The organism is Streptomyces globisporus (genome assembly GCF_003501885.1).
Classification (GTDB): domain Bacteria; phylum Actinomycetota; class Actinomycetes; order Streptomycetales; family Streptomycetaceae; genus Streptomyces; species Streptomyces globisporus_D.
This window is the reverse complement of the sequence record NZ_QWFA01000014.1, coordinates 21,703-40,092: the sequence shown is the minus strand read 5'-3', so window position 1 is coordinate 40,092 and position 18,390 is coordinate 21,703. Positions and strand designations below refer to the sequence as shown.

Here is an 18,390-nt window from a genome sequence, read left to right as displayed (position 1 = left end):
CCTTCCGTGGCTATCCAGAGTAACACGAGAATCGACTCTCCTGAATGGCGTTTTCGCAGGTCAGGGCATATCTCGGGGCTTGACAACAGCGACACGAACGTGCTGCGGAAGGCGTCCGGAGGACGGTATTCGCAGGTCGGAGCCGCTGTGCACCCGAGGTGAAACATCCACGTCACACGGCCCGGAAGCCCCGCAGAAGAGGGTGAAAGTCCCGTTTTGTCGGGTTCGAGATGGCGATCATTCCCTACTCCGTTCGGTGATCGCTCACTCGTACGGGCGTAACTGCCCGGCCGCAATGAATTTGATCAAGCCAAGTGCCGTCCGGCACTTTCCGCCCGGAACGCGGAGACGAACGCGAAGGCGAAGAAGCCGCGCGGCGGAAAAGAACGAAGAAGCGGCGGGACGCCCGGAAGAATTGATCACGCGGATTATGTGAACGGCGCATGACCTACCGGCCGGTAGAACGCCCCTGCGGCGGCCCGGTCCTACCGTTGATCGTCGATCGGACCCTCCCCCGGCCGACGAGACACCCCCTAGAGGCGGGTCGGGTGCAGGGCGGGCGCGGCGGCTCGGTAGCCTAAGGCCGCTGACACACCCTTAGGGCGGCTTTACACCACCGCTCGACGCCCGACGTCCGAAGTCCGCAGTCCGAACGTTCAAGGAGTTGCCGCCGCCGTGAGCCGCAGCCTTCGACACGGCGCTCTCGCCGCCACCGCCACCGCGCTCTCGATCTTCTCCCTGTCCGCCTGTGCGGCGGGCAACAACGCCGAGACGCTCAAGATCCGGCCGGACAACCCGGCCACGACGGTGGGCAACATCAAGGTCCAGAACGTCAACGTGATCACGCAGCCCGGCGCCGGCTCGGACGGCCCCGCCGTCGTGGCCGCGACGCTGTTCAACGACGGCACCGAGCGCGAGGTGCTGGAGGCGATCACGCTGCCCGGCAGCGACGTCGAGGTGAAGCTCCAGGCGGCCGCCGGCAAGGGCCCCATCGTGGTCCCGGCCGGCGGTCAGGTCATCATCGGCGGCAAGGGCAACGCCGCAGCCGTGATCGAGAACAGCGGCGAGGCCGCCCGCAACGGCGACGTGCAGCAGGTCGTCTTCAAGCTCAGCCGGACCGGCGATGTCGGCCTCGGCGCGAGCGTCTTCCCGGCCGAGGGCTTCTTCAAGGACTTCGGTCCCAGCCCCAAGGCCGAGGCGCCCGCCCCGAAGCCGACCCCGACGCCGTCCGGCAGCGCGACCGGCGAAGCCGAGACCCCCGGCACGGCCGAGGGCGCGACGGGCGGTACGCCGGCGGACGGCGCGGCCGTCGAGGGCGCCACGGGCCAGGGCGAGACCGGCACGCAGGGCGATGCGGCCACGCAGGGCGCGGGCGACGCCGCCTCGGTGCCCGCGGCCGACTGACCGCCGCCGCCGAACCCGTAAGGCCGGCGGCACACGCGCACAGCGCGCCGAAGGGGCGCTTCCCGGCCGGGAAGCGCCCCTTCGGCGTACACGGGACCGTGCGGCTTACGGCTTACGGCTCGAACTTGTACCCCAGGCCCCGCACGGTGACGAGGTAGCGCGGGGCGCCCGGGTCGGGCTCGATCTTGGCGCGCAGGCGCTTGACGTGGACGTCGAGGGTCTTGGTGTCGCCGACGTAGTCCGCGCCCCAGACCCGGTCGATGAGCTGCATGCGGGTGAGCACGCGGCCCGCGTTGCGCAGGAGCATCTCCAGGAGGTCGAACTCCTTGAGCGGGAGGTCGACCTTGCCGCCGGAGACGGTGACGACGTGCCGGTCGACGTCCATCCGGACCGGGCCCGCCTCCAGGGCGGCCGGGGTGACCTCCTCCGGCTCGCCGCGGCGGCGCAGGACGGCCCGGATGCGGGCGACGAGCTCGCGGGAGGAGAAGGGCTTGGTGACGTAGTCGTCGGCTCCTATCTCCAGCCCGACGACCTTGTCGATCTCGCTGTCCTTGGCGGTGACCATGATCACCGGGACGTTGGACCGGCTGCGGAGCTGGCGGCACACCTCGGTGCCGGGCAGGCCGGGCAGCATCAGGTCGAGGAGGACCAGGTCGGCGCCGTTGCGCTCGAACTCGTCCAGACCGTCGGGGCCGGTCGCCGCGATGGCGACCTCGAAACCTTCCTTGCGCAGCATGTAGGACAGGGCGTCGCTGAAGGATTCCTCATCCTCGACGACAAGCACTCGGGTCACGGAAGAGCCTCCGGGGCAGGGAAGGGGTCAAAGGTGTCGGTCTCGTACGGCCCCTCGTCGTCGCCGTTGACGATAAGCGGTCCGCCGGTGGTGCGCTCCCTCGTGGCGCCCGTTTCGGGCAGCCGGAGGGTGAAGGTGGAGCCCTGTCCCTCGGAGCTCCAGACGGTGACCTCCCCGCCGTGCGAGGCGGCCACGTGTTTGACGATGGCGAGGCCGAGACCGGTGCCACCGGTGGCCCGTGAGCGGGCCGGGTCGACGCGGTAGAAGCGTTCGAAGACCCGTTCGCGGTCCTTCTCGGAGATGCCGATGCCCTGGTCGGTGACGGCTATCTCGATGAGGTCCCCGCCGGGCGAGGCGAGGCGGCGTGCGGCGATGCCGACGCGGGTGTGGGCGGGGCTGTAGTTGACGGCGTTCTCGACGAGGTTGCCGAGGGCCCCGACGAGCTGGCCGCGGTTGCCCCAGACCGTGAGGCCCTCGGCGCCCGCGGAGGCCATGGTGATCTGTTTCGAGCCGGCCTGCTGGCGGCAGCGGTCGATCGCCTCGGCGACCAGCGTCTCCACCTTGACCGGCTCGGCGTCCTCCAGCGGGTCGTCGTTCTGCACCCGGGAGAGGTCGATGAGCTCCTGGACGAGGTTGGTGAGCCGGGTTGCCTCGATCTGCATCCGCCCGGCGAACCGCTCGACCGCCTCCGGGTCGTCGGAGGCGTCCATGACCGCCTCGGAGAGCAGGGAGAGCGCTCCGGTCGGGGTCTTGAGCTCGTGGCTGACGTTGGCGACGAAGTCGCGCCGCACCGCTTCTATCCGGCGGGCCTCGGTGAGGTCCTCGACGAGCAGCAGCACCAGCCGCGAGCCGAGCGGGGCGACCCGGGCGGAGACGGCGAGGGTGTCCCCCCGGCCCGTACCGCGCCGGGGCAGGTCCAGCTCGACCTGTCGTATCTCGCCGTCCCGCCGGGTGTCCCTGGCCATGTTGAGCATCGGCTCGACGGCCAGTCGGCCGCCTCGCACCAGGCCGAGGGCGTACGCCGCCGAGCTGGCCTTGACCACGCTGTCGCTCTCGTCGAGGACGACGGCGGAGGAGCTGAGAACGGAGAGGACGGTGTCCACTCCGGGGGGAAGAGCGGCGTTGCTGTCGGGCCGCAGCGAGGTGCGCGTGGGCCGTTTCAGGTCGCGCTCGCTCCAGCGGAACGCCAGCATGGCGATCACACCGGTCAGGAGACCGGCAATCGCCGCAGCTGCGGCGACCGCCGCGTTCACGTCCATGCTTCAAGGTTATGCGGGTGCGACGAGTCCCTCCCAGCCGTCCGAGTGCCATCTCGAACACTCGTCGCCCAGAGTTCACCGAGGGGTAGGAGCCGGTTCACTTAGGGGGCCGGATCCGGACGCGTTACGGCCCCACCGTGGCACCGTGGGGGTCGGTCCGAGACCCCGGCCTCAGTTGGAACTGGAGAGGGACTTCCATGCGCGACGCTTACCACGAGGAACTCGATTCGATCGGCGAAGGCCTGGTCGAGATGGCCCGGCTGGTCGGCTCGGCGATCGGGCGGGCGACCACGTCCATGCTCGACGCCGACCTGACGCTGGCGGAGAACGTGATCGCCGGCGACCAGAAGGTCGACGACCTCCAGCACGACCTGGAGGCCCGCGCCATCGCGCTCCTGGCCCGCCAGCAGCCGGTGGCCACGGACCTGCGCATCGTGGTGACCTCGCTGCGGATGAGCGCCGACCTGGAGCGCTCGGGCGACCTCGCCCAGCACGTGGCGAAGCTGGCCCGGCTGCGCTTCCCGCAGTCGGCGGTCCCGCACGACCTGCACGCCACCATTCTGGAGATGGGCCAGCTCGCCCAGCGCCTGATGGCGAAGGCGGCCGAGGTCATCATCACCAAGGACGTCGATCTGGCGCTCCAGCTGGAGCAGGACGACGACGAGATGGACCTGCTGCACCGCACGCTGTTCCAGCACCTGATGGACGACCGCTGGAAGCACGGCATCGAGACGGCCGTCGACGTGACGCTGCTGGGCCGCTACTACGAGCGCTTCGCCGACCACGCGGTGTCGGTCGCCAAGCGCGTGGTCTACCTGGTGACGGGTGAGCACGCGGACGAGATCCAGGCGGCGGCGCCGGTCGAGGGCGCGTAAGCGAGGGCGTGGGGTCGGCGGGGCACGGTCGCCGGCGCACGGTCGAGGGCGTGCGGGGGACGGGCCGGGGCGCCTCCGGCGTACCACCGGCGCTCCACCGGCGCACGCGAGTCGCACTTACGTTCCTGCGCGTGTGCGCCGTTGATGCGCCCGCCGGGATGGGCATGCAATGGGGCGGGGGCGGCGCCATGGCCGTGAGCGGTGGGTCGTGCCGTACGTCCCCGGCGGCGGCGCACCGGCGTCCGCCGCCCAGCCGTATGCCCTGAGGAGGGACCATGGCCGATTCCCCCACGACCGAACCCCAGCAGGAGACCCCGACCGAAGTGGTGCACCTGACCTTGCTCGGCGCCTGCGGATGCGGGTCGGGCTGCGGGTGCGGCTGCCAGTCCGGTGCCCCGTGCCAGTGCGGCGGCTGCTGCGGCTGACCCGTCCCCGGACAGGTACACGTACGAGAAGCGCGCGGTGCCCGCCCGGACCCCCGTTCCGGATGGGCACCGCGCGCCGCTTTTCAGCAGGCCCGCTCGACCGCCGCCGCGGGTGCGGCCTCCGGTTCGGCCTGGTCCGGGCGGGCCTCGGCCGGGACGGGCGCGGGCCCGGGCAGGGCGTCCGCCGCGGGGTGCTCCTCGCGCGGCAGGTTGCGCATCAGCAGCCAGTAGCCGAGTCCGGCGACGGTCCCGATGACGGCGCAGGCGGCCCAGAGCCAGGCGGCGCCGTAGTGGTCGATCACGAAGCCGGACATCAGCGGCGCGACGAGCGCGGCCACCGACCAGGACATCGTGTACATGCCCTGGTAGCGGCCCCGGCCCTTCGCGGGCGAGAGCTGGACGACGATCCCGGTCTGGGTGGGCGCGTTCACGATCTCGGCCAGCGTCCAGACGCAGACGGTGAGGGCGTACGCCGCGACCGACCCGGCGAAGGCGGTGAGCCCGAAGCCGTACCCGGCGAGCAGCGAGGAGATGATCAGCAGTCGGCGCGGGTCGCGGTCCTGGATGAAGCGGGTGACGGGGATCTGGAGGACCACGATCAGCACGCCGTTGACGGCGATGGCGGTGCCGAAGTCGGAGCTGGACAGCCCGTCCGTGCCCATGGCCACCGGCAGCCCCACGTACCCCTGCTGGAAGATCAGCGACACCAGGAACGACAGCCCCACCACGCCCATGAAGCGGCCGTCTCGCAGGACGGTGGTCAGCCGCACCTCGTCCTGGGGCCGCTTGCCGGCGACGGTCTTGACCACGGCTTCCTCGGGCCGTGACTCCGGCACCTTCAGGAAGACGAGGACGGCGCAGACGAGGGTCATGAGGGCCTCGCCGATGAAGCCGACGAGGTAGCTGTACTCGGCGATGAAACCGGCCCCGGCGGAGGAGATCGCGAAGCCGAGGTTGATGGCCCAGTAGTTGAGCGAGAAGGCCCGGACGCGGTCCTTCGGGGGCACGATGTCCGCCATCATCGCCTGCACGGCGGGGCGGGACGCGTTGCTCGCCATGCCGACGAAGAACGCCACGGCGGCGATGGCGAAGGGGTGCTGCATGAACCCGAGCACCGCCACGGAGACGGCGGTGGACGTCTGGGCTATCAGCATGGTGGGCCGCCGCCCGAGCCGGTCGGTCATCACGCCGGCGCCGAGCGAGGAGATGACCCCGCCGAGCCCGTGGAGGGCGGCGACGAGACCCGCGTACGAGGCGGAGTAGCCCCGGTCCAGGGTCAGGTAGAGGGCCATGAAGGTCGCGACGAACGCGCCGAGGCGGTTGACCAGGGTGCTGGTCCACAGCCACCAGAACTCGCGGGGCATCCCGGAGACGGTCTCGCGGGCGGCTGTGCGCAGACCGGCGACGGACATAAGGATTCCCCCCACGGGACGTACGGACGTTTAGACGGGCCTCGGGTAACACCCCCGACACCGTTCGAGACATTACGAAGCCCGGTTCCCCGCCCGCCACTGGATTGACGCCGCCCGTCAATCGTCCGCACGCCGGGCGCCCGGGGCCCGGCGCTGTCCGCGTTACGGGCGGGCGCGCGGGGTTCGCACGGGTTCGATTACGCTCGGGCTCATGGCCGACGCACCGTACAAGCTGATCCTCCTCCGCCATGGCGAGAGCGAATGGAACGCGAAGAACCTGTTCACCGGTTGGGTGGACGTCAACCTCACCGAAAAGGGCGAGAAGGAAGCAGTCCGCGGCGGTGAGCTGCTCAAGGACGCCGGTCTGCTCCCCGACGTCCTGCACACCTCCCTCCAGCGCCGCGCGATCCGCACCGCGCAGCTGGCCCTGGAGTCCGCCGACCGCCTGTGGATCCCGGTCCGCCGCTCCTGGCGCCTGAACGAGCGCCACTACGGTGCGCTCCAGGGCAAGGACAAGGCGCAGACGCTCGCCGAGTTCGGCGAGGAGCAGTTCATGCTGTGGCGCCGCTCGTACGACACCCCGCCGCCGCCGCTGGCCCGCGACGCGGAGTACAGCCAGTTCGACGACCCGCGCTACGGGACGCTCCCCCCGGAGCTGCGCCCGGACACGGAGTGCCTGAAGGACGTCGTCGTCCGCATGCTCCCGTACTGGTTCGACAGCATCGTCCCGGACCTCCTCACGGGCCGCACGGTCCTGGTCGCCGCGCACGGCAACAGCCTCCGCGCCCTGGTGAAGCACCTGGACGGCATCTCGGACGAGGACATCGCGGGCCTCAACATCCCGACCGGCATCCCGCTCTCCTACGAGCTCGACGCCGACTTCAAGCCGCTGAAGCCGGGCGGCACGTACCTCGACCCGGACGCGGCGAAGGCCGCGATCGAGGCCGTGAAGAACCAGGGCAAGAAGAAGTAGCGAAAGTGATCAGGCCCCTCACCTGCGTTTTTCGGGCAGGTGAGGGGCCATCGCGTTTCTCGGCCCGCCGGGGCGGTAGCCAGAACAGCTGGTCATCTGCGAAAAGCACGGACCAGGATGCTTCTCACCGAGACTGGCTGTTCCACTCGTCCCCGACACCGGGGACGCCCTTGTGTTCGGCGGGAACGCGGGGACGGGCGGCCAGGCGGCGGGCCTCGGCCGTGACCTCGGCGTCGACCTGGTCCACGGTTCTGTCGCCGTATTCGAGAATGTCGTACTCGTCGTCGAGCTCGGCAAGCCGTTCCGTCAGGGGCAGTTCGTGTCCGTAGCGCTGGTGGATCCGGAACGTGAGCTCCCGAGGTTCCAGGTCGCCGGCGAGCATGCGTCGTGCGAGCGCTCGCACGACGGCTTCTTGGGCGGCCTCGTCGGCTGCCGGACGGAAGGTGAGGCCGAGTTCGTCAAGTGCTGGGGGAAGCAGGTCGTGGACGTCGTAGTCCGCCTCGGCGCGCGTGCGGGCGGCGAGGATCCGAAGGCCGGGAGTGTCGAGTCCCGCGACGAGGGCATCACAGGCGGCATCGACGATTTCGCTCGCACTGATTTCCCCCGCACTCCAGAGAGCGGCATTGTCCTGTAGCGCGATTGCTGCTGCTTCGGTCGACGTCACTCGCTCATCCTTGCCTTCGGGGCGCGTCTCGGTCGAGCAGGTTTCGTGGCCGGAAGACGCATGGCCTCACCCTGCGAGTCCACCAGTCCCGAGGCCGTGTGAGCGCGGACCGCCGGGTGCTCCGGGCTGATTACCTCGGAGGTAATTGATGCCCTCCAGGGGGCCGCCTAACTTCAGCACTGTTCGGCGGCCCCGCGGAGATTCCTCTTCCGTATCGGGCAACTCCCTTGTGCACGAAAGGAAGACAACAATGGCTTCGACGCAGTACGACCGGGTTGCCTCAGACGCAAGGGCAACGGGAACCGACGGTTTCGCGCGGCTGGCGCTCAAGCTGGACGCGGTGGCCACCGGCCTCAACGGCATCGCGTACCTGGCGCTCGCCACGGTCCTCGACTCCTTCTTCGGCGTCCCGACGGCAGTCCAGTACCCCGTCGGGGCGTTCCTGCTCCTCTACGCGGTGGGAGTGCTTGCCATCGGGACGCGGAAGGAGGTCAGCCGCACGGGACTGATCGCGGTCATCGTGGCGAACATGCTCTGGGTCGTGCTCAGCCTGGTGGTCGTGATCTCCGGTGCGCTGTCTCCGACGGGCGTCGGTGCGGTCTGGATCGTGCTGCAGAGCCTGACGGTCGGCGGCTTCGCCGTCCTCCAGTGCATCGGGCTCAAGCGCATGTGAGCTCCTTGAGCGGGCCGCCCACCCCAGGATGACCTCAGACCGGCTTGCGCCACACAGAGATGTGCTTGCCGGAACTGTCCGCGAACGGCGTCCCGTCCCAGTCCCCGACCCGGCGTTCCAGGTCCAGTCCCGCGATGCGGGCCATGAGGTCCAGCTCGGCCGGCCAGGCGTAGCGCTGGCGGCAGGTGCCTCGGCGGTAGCGGCCGTCGTCGCCGTCGCGGGTGAAGTGGTGCGAGACGAGGGTCTGCTCGACCAGGTCGAAGGTGTCGAAGCCGAGGTGCCGCTCGGACACGTCGAACGGCACGGCGACCTGGCCGGGCGGCAGGAATCGCAGCGGCGGTACGGTCAGTTCGATGACGAACCGGCCGCCGGGGGCCAGATGACGGGCCGCGTTCTCGAAGCATGCGACCTGTTCGTCCTGGGTGAGCAGGTTCCCGATGGTGTTGTAGACGAGGTAGACCAGGGTGAACTCGCCGGGGACGGCCGTCGTGGCCATGTCCCCGATCACCACCGGGAGTGTCTCCTCGTCTACCTTGCGGCGGAGCACCGCCGCCATCGGCTCGGAGAGTTCGATGCCCGTCACCGGTACGCCGCGTTGCCGCAGAGGTACGCCCACGCGGCCCGTGCCGATGGCGAACTCCAGGGCCCGGCCGTCGCCGGCGAGTTCGGCGAGGAAGTCGAGGGTCGGTTCGAGGACGGCTGGGGAGGAGTTCTCGGCCTCTTCGGCGTCGTAGCGGTCGGCGGTCTCTCGGGTCCACAGTTCGCTGCTGGTCACGGGCGACCACTCTGCAGGGCGCCCGCAGCCTCTGTCGACGTAATTATCGGGGACAATGGGGGCGGTCGGTTCCGCCGGTCGGTGGGCCGAGGAAGTGGGGGTGGCAGTGGCCGGGAAGCGGTCGTATCTCGACACACCGGGCTACCTGGCGTTCCTCGCCGTCGTGGCGTTCTGGGCCGCGGCGAGCTCCGGAAGCCCTCTCTACGTACGGGCGTTGGCCGGCATCACCGCCGCCCTCGCCACGGCCCACCTGGCCGTCCTCCTGGTCAAGCGGCGGCGCGACCGCCGTACGGTCGCCGACGGCAGCTGAGGCGCGGAGCGGCCGCGTTGTCAGTGCCCCCTGCCACGATGGCCATCATGACGATTCACCTTCTCACCGACATCGAGCAGGCCCTGCGCAGCAGTTGGAGCGCCGAGACCTGCACTCCGGAGTCCCGCGACCGCTGGACCCCGGACAATCCGGCGCGTGATCAGTGCGGGGTCACCGCCATGGTGCTCAACGACCTGCTCGGCGGGGAGCTGGTCCGGGGTGAGGTGCATGTCGACGGGGTGCGTACCGACTTCCACTGGTGGAACCGGCTGGGCATGGGCGTCGAGATCGATCTGACCCGGGAGCAGTTCGGGCCCGAGGAGGTCGTCGTGGGCGGTGAGGTCGTCGTCCGGCCGCCCGGGGAGTTGCCGAGGCTCCAGGAGGAGTACGCGCTCCTGCGCGACCGGGTCGCGGCCAAGCTCGGGCGGAGCTGAGGCCGAAGTGCCGCGTCGGACCTGATCCGTGGCCGATCCGTGCCCGGCCGGGTCGGCCGAAACGCGCCTCGTACGCACTACGGTGAGCCCATGCCGTCACACCGCCCGTGACGGCGACCCTCCAGGGCAAGGAGATCGAGGAGAGCGATCATGGGTGAGTCTCTGAAGACCTTCGTCGGCGGTACCGAGGTCGAGGTGCCTAACAGCATCCCGGACATCCGGGCCACGCTCCCCGAGGAGAGACGCGAGGAGTTCGATCTCGCGATCAACGAGGCGGGGGTGCACGAGATCCAGGCCGTCATGCGGCACTGGATGCTGGAGGCCGTCCCCGATCCCGAGGCCGAGAAGATCCTGGACCGGCTGGCGCGGGATGAGGCCGAGAGGCGGAGCGTCGCTTGAGCTTCCGCATCTCCTACGCACCGCCCGCCGACGACACCCTGGCCAAGATGCGCGGCGGCGAGTCCTTCCGGGACGAGATGGTCCGCACCCTCGGCGAGGAGCCGTACGGGCACGCCTCCTCCGCCGTCAAGAGCGAGCGGGACCGCCGTGAGGCGACCGTCGCCGGGGCCATCGTCCTCTATTACGTCTCCCGGTCCGTCCTGACCGTGACCGTCGTCCGGCTCGTGCCTCTGCCCTGATCCCCCACGGCCGCGGCGCCCCCGCCCCGTGGTGGATCAGGACAGAGGCGCCGCGGGCGTTCGTCAGGCGAGCTTCTTGTCCTGCGCCGCCACGACCGCGGTCGGCAGCCCGAACTTCACGTCGCCGCCGCCCGCCGCCGCCAGGTTGAAGGCGAAGAACGTCGCCATGCTGCCGCCCTTGCGCAGGGCCACCAGCTTGACCGGCATGGCGGTGCCGTCGTTCTCGGAGGTGACCGTCCAGGCCAGGGCCTCGTCGCCGCCGGTGACCTTCTCCTCGGTCATCGAGACGACCTTCGTCGACGTCCCCGCCACCGTGGCGGTGAAGCCGCCCGCGCACTCCGCCGCGGCCTTCTTCAGCGCGGCGAACGCGTCCGGGCCCGCCGTCCCCTCGTACGAGTGCAGCGCGACCGACGTGGACGTCAGGTTGAAGGCGTCGGCAAACGCGTCAGCGCCCTCGCCCTTCGCCACGTCCTCCAGCGACTTCTTGCCGTCGGCCTTCGGCTCGTCGATCACCTTGCGCTTCGTGGTGGCCACCGCCCCGTCCTGCGCCACGCCGTACATGGCGTGGGCGACCGGAAGGCAGGCCTCCTTGTCGACCTTGACGCCGTCCGCCGGGACCTCGTCGGCCGGACCGGCCTTGGTGATCTTCGTGGCTTCCACGTCGCCCTGGGCGAGGGTGGCCTTCTCCAGCTCGGCGGCGGTGAGCGCCTTGGCCGGGGTCTTCGGGGCCGAGCTGCTTCCGTTCGCTGCGCCCTTCTCGTCCTTGCCGTCCTTGGCGTCGGCGTCCGACGAGCCGCTGCAGGCGGTGGCCAGCAGGGCGAGGGCGGCCGCGGAGGCGGCGAGGGCGGTACGTCGTACGGCAGTGGCGCGCATGGTTCTTCTCTCCGGTTCGGTGAGCAACCGCCCCTCTTCCGTACGGCACTTCGACGCCGTCTGGGACGGGCCGTCGCAGTGATGCACACCTTACGATCGAACCCGTGAGCGAAGTCCGGTCCGGCAACGCCCTTCCGTGATCGTGATTCCGTTGTGATCATCCTGTGAATGCACTGTGCGGAAGGGCTGTACAACCCTCCCGAAAGGACGTCATCCGCGTGTCGCGCGATCTCCTGGTCAACGAGGTCGCGTTCTGCACCGCCGCCTCGCCGACGCCGAGACCCCCGTCCTGAACGAGGTGACCCGGCCCGCCCTCGTGCACTTCGACCTGTGGCCGGGAAACCTGCTGGTCACGGGCGACCCGGTGGCCGATTTCGTCTCGCTCGTGCTCTTCGGGGACATCGAGCGGGACGGGGATTCCCTCGCCGGGTACGCCGAAGCCCGCGGCGGGTGCGTCGCCACCCCAGATGGAGGCGAGCGCCGGTTGGTCAGCTGCCCGACACGTCCCGGGTCAGATGGCTGAACGCGTCCAGGTTCCGGGTGGACTCGCCGCGCGCCACCCGCCAGGCGTACTCCTTGCGGATCGAGCTCGCGAAACCCAGCTCCAGCAGGGTGTTGAACGCCCCGTCGGCCGCTTCGAGGATCACGCCGAACAGCCGGTCCAGCTCCTCGGCGGTGACCACCGACAGGGGGAGCTTGCCGACCAGGTAGACGTCGCCGAGCGAGTCGATCGCGTAACTCACCCCGAACAGGCGGAGGTTGCGCTCCAGGAGCCAGCGGTGCACCTCGGCGTCGTTCTCGTCCGGGTGCCGGACGACAAACGCGTTGAGGGAGAGGGAGTGCTTGCCGACGATCAGGGAACAGGTCGTCGACAGCTTGCGGGTGCCCGGCAGGGTCACGACGTAGTTGCCGCGCTCCGGGCTCTCCCATGCGAGTCCGGCATCGTTCAGCGTCGCCTCGATGACCTGGGCCGCTGCTGTCTCGTCGGGTGCGTCAGCCATGCAGCGAGCGTACGACAGCCCGGTGCGGGCGGCAGGAGGGGCCTCGGCCGTGGTGCGCGCCGGACCTCGGCCCTGATGCGCCCCGGGCGGGTCAGCCGTGGTGCGCCCGGGCCCGGCGGCGGTGGTCGCAGAGCGCGGCCGTGTACACGTCGGCGGTCGCCGATGCCGCTGTGTCCCAGCCGAAGGACTGGGCGTGCGCCGCGGCGGCCGCCCCCATCCGCTCGACCAGCTCCGGCGCGTCCGCGAACCGCCCGAGCGCGCGGGCGTACGCCTCCGGCTCGTGCCCGGGTATCAGGAAGCCGCTGACCTCGTCGCGCACCGCGACCGGGAGCCCGCCCACGGCCGCAGCGACCACCGGCGTACCGGTCGCCTGGGCCTCGATGGCGACCAGGCCGAAGGACTCGCTGTACGACGGCATGACCAGCACCGACGCGGCCCGGAACCAGTCCGCCAGCAGGTCCTGGCCCACCGGCGGACAGAACCGTACGACATCGGCGATGCCGAGCCGCGCGGCCAGCTTCTGGAGCCCCTCGGGCTTGGCGAGCCCGCTGCCGCTCGGCCCGCCGACCACCGGCACCACGATGCGCGAGCGCAGCGACGGATCCCTCTCCAGCAGCACGGCCACCGCGCGCAGCAGCACGTCCGGGGCCTTCAGCGGCTGGATGCGGCCCGCGAAGAGCGGGATCAGTGCGTCCTGGGGCAGGCCGAGCCGGGCCCGGGCGGCGGCGCGGCCGTCGGCGGGGCGGAAGCGGTCCAGGTTGACTCCCGGGTGCACGACGGCGACGGCGGCCGGGTCGGCACCGTAGAAGCGGACGAGCTCGTCGGCCTCCTCGGCGGTGTTGGCGATCAGCCGGTCGGAGGCGTTCACGATCTGGGTCTCGCCGATGACCCGGGCGGGCGGCTCGGGGGTGTCGCCCTCGGCGAGCGCGGCGTTCTTGACCTTGGCCATGGTGTGCATGGCGTGCACGAGCGGGACGCCCCAGCGCTGGGCCGCCAGCCAGCCGACCTGGCCGGAGAGCCAGTAGTGGGAGTGCACGAGGTCGTAGTAGCCGGGGCGCTGACCGGCCCAGGCCTGCATCACACCGTGGGTGAAGGCGCAGAGCTGGGCGGGCAGGTCTTCCTTGGCGAGACCTTCGTACGGTCCGGCGTCGACGTGCCGGACCAGGACGCCGGGGGCCAGCTCGACCGCGGGCGCCAGGGAGCCGGTGGTGGCCCGGGTGAAGATCTCGACCTCGATGTTGATCGCGGCGAGGCGCTTGGCCAGCTCGACGATGTAGACGTTCATCCCGCCCGCGTCGCCGGTACCGGGCTGGTGGAGCGGGGAGGTGTGCACGGAGAGCATCGCGATGCGGCGCGGCTTGCGGGAGGCCCCGGAGAAGCCTCCGGGGAACCTGAGCCGCGCGGCCGTCCGGGTGGAGCCGAGCCGGGAGACGTACTGGCTCACCTCGTCGGTCCTCCTCGATAGGGGCATGCTGCGGGGGAAGGCCTGGGGGCCCTCCGAAGGTCGAAACAGTGGAATGCCGCCTTTCATTTCCGCTTTGCCAAATCATTACGCGGCCCACGGCGCGTCGCACCGCGCGCCCGCCCGGCCCGGGCCGGATCAGGCGGAACCGGGTACCCCGCACCACGTCGCATACGCTCGACCCATGCGCCAGCGCCCCATCGGCACCGCCACCCGCGGGACCACCAACCCGAACCGGCTGCGCCGCATGGACCGCTGGATCGCCGACGTACACGGACATGCGCTGCGCCGCGCCGGGACGCCGGTGGCCGTCGATCTCGGGTACGGGGCGGCCCCCTGGACCGCGGTCGAACTGCTGGACCGGCTCCGTACCGCCGAGCCGCGCACCGCCGTGGTGGGGATCGAGATCGCCCCGGACCGGGTCGCGGCGGCGAAGCCGTACGAGCGGGAGGGGCTCACCTTCGCGCACGGGGGCTTCGAGGTGCCCCTGGCGGTACGGCCCCTGCTCATCCGGGCGGCGAACGTGCTGCGCCAGTACGACGAGGACCAGGTCGCCGAGGTCTGGGCGCGGCTGTGTACCCGCCTCGACGCGGACGGGCTCCTGGTGGAGGGGACCTGCGACGAGATCGGCCGCCGGCACGTCTGGGTGGCCCTGGGCCCCGAGGGGCCGCGCACGGTCACCTTCGCGACCCGGCTCGGCTCGCTGGATCGCCCGTCGGACCTCGCGGAACGGCTGCCGAAGGCCCTGATCCACCGCAATGTGCCGGGCGAACCCGTCCACGCGTTCCTGCGGGACTTCGACCGGGCGTGGGCGGCGGCCTCCCCGTACGCCTCGCTGGGTGCGCGGCAGCGCTGGATCGCGGCGGTGCGGGCGGTGGCGGCCGACTGGCCGGTGGTGGACGGGGTACGGCGGTGGCGGCAGGGCGAGATCACCGTGGAGTGGGACGCGCTGCGGCCCACCGGACACTGAACTTTTCCCCGATCGGGCAGAGATCGCCCGCTACGGGAACGCCATGGGGGCATCGTTCGTCCCAGTGGATGGGGGACGGACAGGGATGACGAAGTGGCCCTGTAGGGGCGGTATGTGACGCGTCAGGTGCCGTCGGCCTCTGTTGCTTTGGGGGACGGCATGGCACGATCGCGACGTTGCCGAAAAGTTACTGACGGTAAGTCAGATACGCGCCCGGAGGGGGAGCTCGTGAACCGACGCCACTGCGCCACGGCCGCCATCACGCTGGTCTGTGCGCTGGCCCTGCTGACGTCCACGGGCCAGGCCGCGGCCGCCCCGGTTCCGGAACCCTCGCCCTCGTCGTCCTCCTCACCGGCCGACTCGCCGCAGCGCTATTCCAACGCGGACCTGGAGAAGGTCCGCGAGCAGATCGAGACGCTGTACCGGAAGGCGGGCGCGGCGACCGATGCGTACAACCTCGCCGAGGAGCAGACGAAGAAGCAGTCCGGCGAGATCGTGAAGCTGGCCAAGGCGATCGTCGACGGCCAGGCGCGTATCGCCGCGCTGAAGGACCGGGCCGGCGCCCAGGCCCGCGAGCAGTACCGCAACGGCGGTCTGCCGCCCGGCGCGCAGCTGGCCCTGAGCAACGACCCGAAGCTCTTCCTGGACGGGATCAACAAGGTCCGCCAGGGCCAGCAGGCCTCCAAGTCGCTGCTGACCGAGCTGAACCAGACGCAGCAGGACCTGGAGACGTACACCCAGGACGCCAGCGCCAACTGGGAGAAGCTGGAAGCGAACCGGGTCAAGCAGGCCAAGGCCAAGAAGAAGATCAACGCGCAGATCAAGGCGGCGGAGAAGCTCGAATCGCAGCTGGAGAAGAAGGAGCGCGACCGGCTGCGCCGGCTGGAGCAGGACGCGGCGAACGAGGCACAGGCCGCCTGGCTCTCCTCCGGTGCGATCAAGGACGTCAGCGGCGAGGCGAGCGAGGCCGGCGCGGCGGCGGTGGCCTTCGCGACGGCGCAGATCGGCAAGCCGTACGTCTGGGGGGCCGAGGGCCCCGGATCGTACGACTGCTCCGGTCTGACCTCCCAGGCCTGGCTGGCGGCGAAGCGGCCGATCCCGCGCACCTCGCAGGAGCAGTGGCGGCTGCTGCCGCGCATCGACATCCAGGACATGCGCCCCGGCGACCTGATCATCTACCACGCCGACGCCAGCCACGTCGGAATGTACGTCGGCGACGGCGCGATCGTTCACTCACCGCGCCCCGGCCGCAACGTCACGCTGGCGGGCGCGGGCTCGATGAAGATCCTCGGAGTGGTCCGCCCGGACAAGTAGGGGGCCCGCCCCAGGGCCGCCGGGCCAGGTGAACGGGGAACCCACCGAGGGACCCGGGCACGTGAGCAGGGGTCCCACCGAGGTGACCCGGGCGCCGCGAACCGGGCGACCGGAGCGGCCCGTGAACTCCGCGGCCCGGCCGCCTGTGAGCGGGGCCACGCCGCCGCCCGCGGGCGCGTGATGTTTGTCATGGGCGCTTCCGCCCCCGTACGGCCGCCCAGCGCGCCGGATCCGTGTCGGGACGCGGCTTATGACGGCGCATATGACAGGGACCGGTCCCCGTGCGCCATTCCGTTCCCCCACCGCGGACCGCTATCGTCCCCGACTGGCGGATCGTCGATCGTCGACCCGCCGCGCCCTCGGGGGGAGGGAAGGAAACCAGAACCGATGCCCGTACCCGTACCGCAGCAGCGCTCCGTGCCCGCTGCGGAGACCTCCCACGGCGACCTCACCCTGCTGGTGATCGAGGACGACCCGGCGGGCACCACCATCACCGTCCCCGAGCTCTCGGCGGCGGCCGGGACCCGGGTCCGTATCCGTACCGCCCGCAACCTCACCGAGGCGGCGCGGCTGCTCACCGACGACGTGGACTGCATCCTGCTCGACCTGGCCCTGCCGGTCACGGGCTCCGACAGCGGCCCCGGCGACGGCCCCGTCTCCGGGCGGGCCGACGAGCTGGCGGCCCTCACCCACGTACTGCGCATCGCCCCGCTGCACGCGGTCCTCGCGCTGACCGCCGAGGACGACACGGAGCTGGCGGCCGAGGCGGTACGCGTCGGGGCTCAGGACTACCTCTTCCGGGGCGAGCTGGATGCCCGCGTGCTGAGCCGCGCCATCCGGTACGCCGTGGAGCGCAAGCGCGCCGACACGGCGCAGCACCAGCTGACCGAGTCCCGGCTGCGCGCCCAGGAGAACGCCCGCCTGGAACGCGGCCTGCTCCCCACCCCGCTGCTGGAGGGCTCCGGGCTCAGCTTCGCCGCCCGCTACCGCCCCGGCCGCAGCCGCGCGCTCCTCGGCGGCGACTTCTACGACGTCGTCCGCACCCCGGACGGCACGGTGCACGCGATGATCGGCGACGTCTGCGGCCACGGCCCGGACGAGGCGGCGCTCGGCGTCGAGCTGCGGATCGCCTGGCGGGCGCTGACCCTGGCCGGGCTGTGCGGGGACGAGCTGCTCTCCACGCTCCAGCAGGTGCTGGAGCACGAGCGGCAGAGCGAGGAGATCTTCGCGACGCTGTGCACCGTCGACATCGCGCCGGACGGGCGGCGGGCCGGACTCTGCCTGGCCGGACACCCCGCGCCGCTGCTGGCCCGCCACGGCCGGCCGGCCCGGCTGCTCCCCTACGAGGACGGCGGCCCGGCGCTGGGGCTGCTGCCGCGGGCCCGGTGGCCGCGCCGCCAGGTCGAGCTGGGCGCCGCCTGGAGCCTGATGATGTACACCGACGGGCTCATCGAGGGGCGGGTGGGGGCCGGCACCAGCGAGCGGCTCGGCCAGGACGGCATGGTGGCGATGGTCAACGGCCGGCTGGACGAGGGCCTGGCGGGCGAGGAACTGCTGGAGGCGGCGGTCGCCGAGGTGCGGGAGCTGAACGGCGGCGAGCTGACCGACGATGTGGCGGTCCTGCTGCTGGGCCGCGATCCGGAGCGGATACGACGAGGGGGCGGCAGCGCACCGCGCTCCCGCCCCGCCTCACCCGTCGTCGCACGCCCCCTGGGCGCTCAGCGCCCGCCGTTGTAGGGACCGTACGGGCCGTCGCTGCTGGAACCGCCGCGGCGACCGCCGCCGCCCGAGACCTCCTTGAGCGCGGGGCGCACGTCGACCATGAACACGATCGACGCGACGACGCCCGCGAGCTGCAGGAAGAGCATCGGGATGAGCAGGTTCACGGCGACGGCGATGCCGAGAATGATCAGCCAGAACGACTTCTTCTTCTTGTCGGCGGCACGGTAGGCGTCCTCACGGGCGGTCGCCGCGAAGACGAACGCGACCACGGCCAGCACCAGCATCGCCAGATAGAGCAGCTGGAGGAGTGAGCCGAATGCTGAGAGCAACATGCTGTGTACCGCCTAGTGAGTGGATGAGCGCCCTGCGGCCGAGAGGGCCAAGGTACCGGGACAACGAACCGGCCACCCGTA

21 protein-coding genes and 1 pseudogene are annotated in these 18,390 nt (G+C 71.1%); 13 read left to right on the top strand and 9 right to left on the bottom strand.

Going from position 1 to position 18,390, the window contains the following annotated elements:
* Positions 1–675 precede the first annotated feature (675 nt).
* Positions 676–1,404, top strand: a complete 729-nt coding sequence (locus D3105_RS04685; RefSeq protein ID WP_118900258.1) for a DUF461 domain-containing protein — start codon at positions 676–678, stop codon at positions 1,402–1,404.
* A 112-nt stretch (positions 1,405–1,516) separates the two neighbouring features.
* Here D3105_RS04685 and D3105_RS04680 read toward each other — a convergent pair whose 3' ends face one another.
* Positions 1,517–2,197, bottom strand: coding sequence for a response regulator transcription factor (locus D3105_RS04680; protein ID WP_003968183.1), 681 nt, complete (start codon positions 2,195–2,197; stop codon positions 1,517–1,519).
* Complete coding sequence (locus tag D3105_RS04675; protein ID WP_006125648.1) at positions 2,194–3,456, bottom strand: sensor histidine kinase; 1,263 nt, start codon at positions 3,454–3,456, stop codon at positions 2,194–2,196. The genes D3105_RS04680 and D3105_RS04675 overlap by 4 nt, the downstream gene beginning before the upstream one ends.
* Before the next feature lie 197 nt (positions 3,457–3,653).
* Between D3105_RS04675 and phoU the strand changes: the two genes are divergently transcribed.
* Together phoU and D3105_RS34450 are read left to right on the top strand one after the other, a co-directional pair.
* Positions 3,654–4,331: a phosphate signaling complex protein PhoU gene (gene phoU, locus D3105_RS04670; RefSeq protein ID WP_006125649.1), complete on the top strand. Its 678-nt coding sequence runs from the start codon at positions 3,654–3,656 to the stop codon at positions 4,329–4,331.
* A gap of 275 nt (positions 4,332–4,606) precedes the next feature.
* Complete coding sequence (locus tag D3105_RS34450) at positions 4,607–4,756, top strand: hypothetical protein (RefSeq protein ID WP_165890962.1); 150 nt, start codon at positions 4,607–4,609, stop codon at positions 4,754–4,756.
* Between the two features lie 83 nt (positions 4,757–4,839).
* Here the strand turns inward: D3105_RS34450 and D3105_RS04665 are convergent, their stop codons facing one another.
* Positions 4,840–6,168, bottom strand: a complete 1,329-nt coding sequence (locus D3105_RS04665; protein ID WP_118900256.1) for an MDR family MFS transporter — start codon at positions 6,166–6,168, stop codon at positions 4,840–4,842.
* Between the two features lie 211 nt (positions 6,169–6,379).
* On the opposite strand from D3105_RS04665, the gene D3105_RS04660 reads away from it, so the two are divergent.
* Positions 6,380–7,141 (top strand): phosphoglyceromutase, encoded by a 762-nt coding sequence (locus D3105_RS04660; RefSeq protein WP_010063558.1) that lies wholly within the window; start codon positions 6,380–6,382, stop codon positions 7,139–7,141.
* A gap of 124 nt (positions 7,142–7,265) precedes the next feature.
* On the opposite strand, the gene D3105_RS04655 is transcribed toward D3105_RS04660, so the two are convergent.
* Positions 7,266–7,805 carry a hypothetical protein gene (locus D3105_RS04655; protein ID WP_118900254.1) on the bottom strand — a complete coding sequence of 180 codons (540 nt, stop codon included), beginning with the start codon at positions 7,803–7,805 and terminating at the stop codon, positions 7,266–7,268.
* A 250-nt stretch (positions 7,806–8,055) separates the two neighbouring features.
* On the opposite strand from D3105_RS04655, the gene D3105_RS04650 reads away from it, so the two are divergent.
* Positions 8,056–8,478 carry a hypothetical protein gene (locus tag D3105_RS04650; RefSeq protein WP_118900252.1) on the top strand — a complete coding sequence of 141 codons (423 nt, stop codon included), beginning with the start codon at positions 8,056–8,058 and terminating at the stop codon, positions 8,476–8,478.
* 34 nt (positions 8,479–8,512) lie between these two features.
* Here the strand turns inward: D3105_RS04650 and D3105_RS04645 are convergent, their stop codons facing one another.
* Positions 8,513–9,253 carry a class I SAM-dependent DNA methyltransferase gene (locus D3105_RS04645; protein WP_118900250.1) on the bottom strand — a complete coding sequence of 247 codons (741 nt, stop codon included), beginning with the start codon at positions 9,251–9,253 and terminating at the stop codon, positions 8,513–8,515.
* A 100-nt stretch (positions 9,254–9,353) separates the two neighbouring features.
* Between D3105_RS04645 and D3105_RS04640 the strand changes: the two genes are divergently transcribed.
* The 4 genes from D3105_RS04640 to D3105_RS04625 all read left to right on the top strand — a co-directional run bounded on the left by D3105_RS04640 (position 9,354) and on the right by D3105_RS04625 (position 10,635).
* The gene (locus D3105_RS04640) at positions 9,354–9,563 is read left to right on the top strand and encodes a hypothetical protein (RefSeq protein ID WP_240646800.1); all 210 of its coding nucleotides are present in this window, start codon (positions 9,354–9,356) and stop codon (positions 9,561–9,563) included.
* Between the two features lie 47 nt (positions 9,564–9,610).
* Positions 9,611–9,997 (top strand): YunG family protein, encoded by a 387-nt coding sequence (locus D3105_RS04635; RefSeq protein WP_118900287.1) that lies wholly within the window; start codon positions 9,611–9,613, stop codon positions 9,995–9,997.
* 150 nt (positions 9,998–10,147) lie between these two features.
* A complete protein-coding gene (locus tag D3105_RS04630; RefSeq protein ID WP_010063563.1) occupies positions 10,148–10,396 on the top strand; it encodes a hypothetical protein in 249 nt (82 codons plus the stop codon).
* Entirely contained in the window at positions 10,393–10,635 is a 243-nt protein-coding gene (locus D3105_RS04625) for a hypothetical protein (RefSeq protein WP_069738112.1), read from the top strand. The genes D3105_RS04630 and D3105_RS04625 overlap by 4 nt, the downstream gene beginning before the upstream one ends.
* A 63-nt stretch (positions 10,636–10,698) precedes the next feature.
* Here D3105_RS04625 and D3105_RS04620 read toward each other — a convergent pair whose 3' ends face one another.
* Entirely contained in the window at positions 10,699–11,508 is an 810-nt protein-coding gene (locus tag D3105_RS04620) for a hypothetical protein (RefSeq protein WP_118900246.1), read from the bottom strand.
* A 265-nt stretch (positions 11,509–11,773) separates the two neighbouring features.
* Here D3105_RS04620 and D3105_RS35170 point away from each other — a divergent pair.
* Positions 11,774–11,977: pseudogene (locus D3105_RS35170) on the top strand (aminoglycoside phosphotransferase family protein); the annotation flags it as partial.
* Positions 11,978–11,996: 19 nt separating this feature from the next.
* Here the strand turns inward: D3105_RS35170 and D3105_RS04610 are convergent.
* Together D3105_RS04610 and mshA are read right to left on the bottom strand one after the other, a co-directional pair.
* Entirely contained in the window at positions 11,997–12,509 is a 513-nt protein-coding gene (locus D3105_RS04610; RefSeq protein ID WP_118900244.1) for a YbjN domain-containing protein, read from the bottom strand.
* Positions 12,510–12,600: 91 nt separating this feature from the next.
* Positions 12,601–13,953 (bottom strand): D-inositol-3-phosphate glycosyltransferase, encoded by a 1,353-nt coding sequence (gene mshA, locus D3105_RS04605; protein ID WP_118900242.1) that lies wholly within the window; start codon positions 13,951–13,953, stop codon positions 12,601–12,603.
* A 202-nt stretch (positions 13,954–14,155) separates the two neighbouring features.
* On the opposite strand from mshA, the gene D3105_RS04600 reads away from it, so the two are divergent.
* The 3 genes from D3105_RS04600 to D3105_RS04590 all read left to right on the top strand — a co-directional run bounded on the left by D3105_RS04600 (position 14,156) and on the right by D3105_RS04590 (position 17,992).
* Entirely contained in the window at positions 14,156–14,941 is a 786-nt protein-coding gene (locus D3105_RS04600) for a class I SAM-dependent methyltransferase (protein ID WP_118900240.1), read from the top strand.
* 228 nt (positions 14,942–15,169) lie between these two features.
* Positions 15,170–16,255 (top strand): C40 family peptidase, encoded by a 1,086-nt coding sequence (locus D3105_RS04595; protein WP_118900238.1) that lies wholly within the window; start codon positions 15,170–15,172, stop codon positions 16,253–16,255.
* Positions 16,256–16,642: 387 nt separating this feature from the next.
* On the top strand, positions 16,643–17,992 hold the full coding sequence (locus D3105_RS04590; RefSeq protein WP_118900236.1) for a PP2C family protein-serine/threonine phosphatase: 1,350 nt from the start codon (positions 16,643–16,645) through the stop codon (positions 17,990–17,992).
* On the opposite strand, the gene D3105_RS04585 is transcribed toward D3105_RS04590, so the two are convergent.
* The gene (locus D3105_RS04585) at positions 17,974–18,309 is read right to left on the bottom strand and encodes a DUF2516 family protein (protein WP_118900235.1); all 336 of its coding nucleotides are present in this window, start codon (positions 18,307–18,309) and stop codon (positions 17,974–17,976) included. The genes D3105_RS04590 and D3105_RS04585 overlap by 19 nt on opposite strands.
* Positions 18,310–18,390 lie beyond the last annotated feature (81 nt).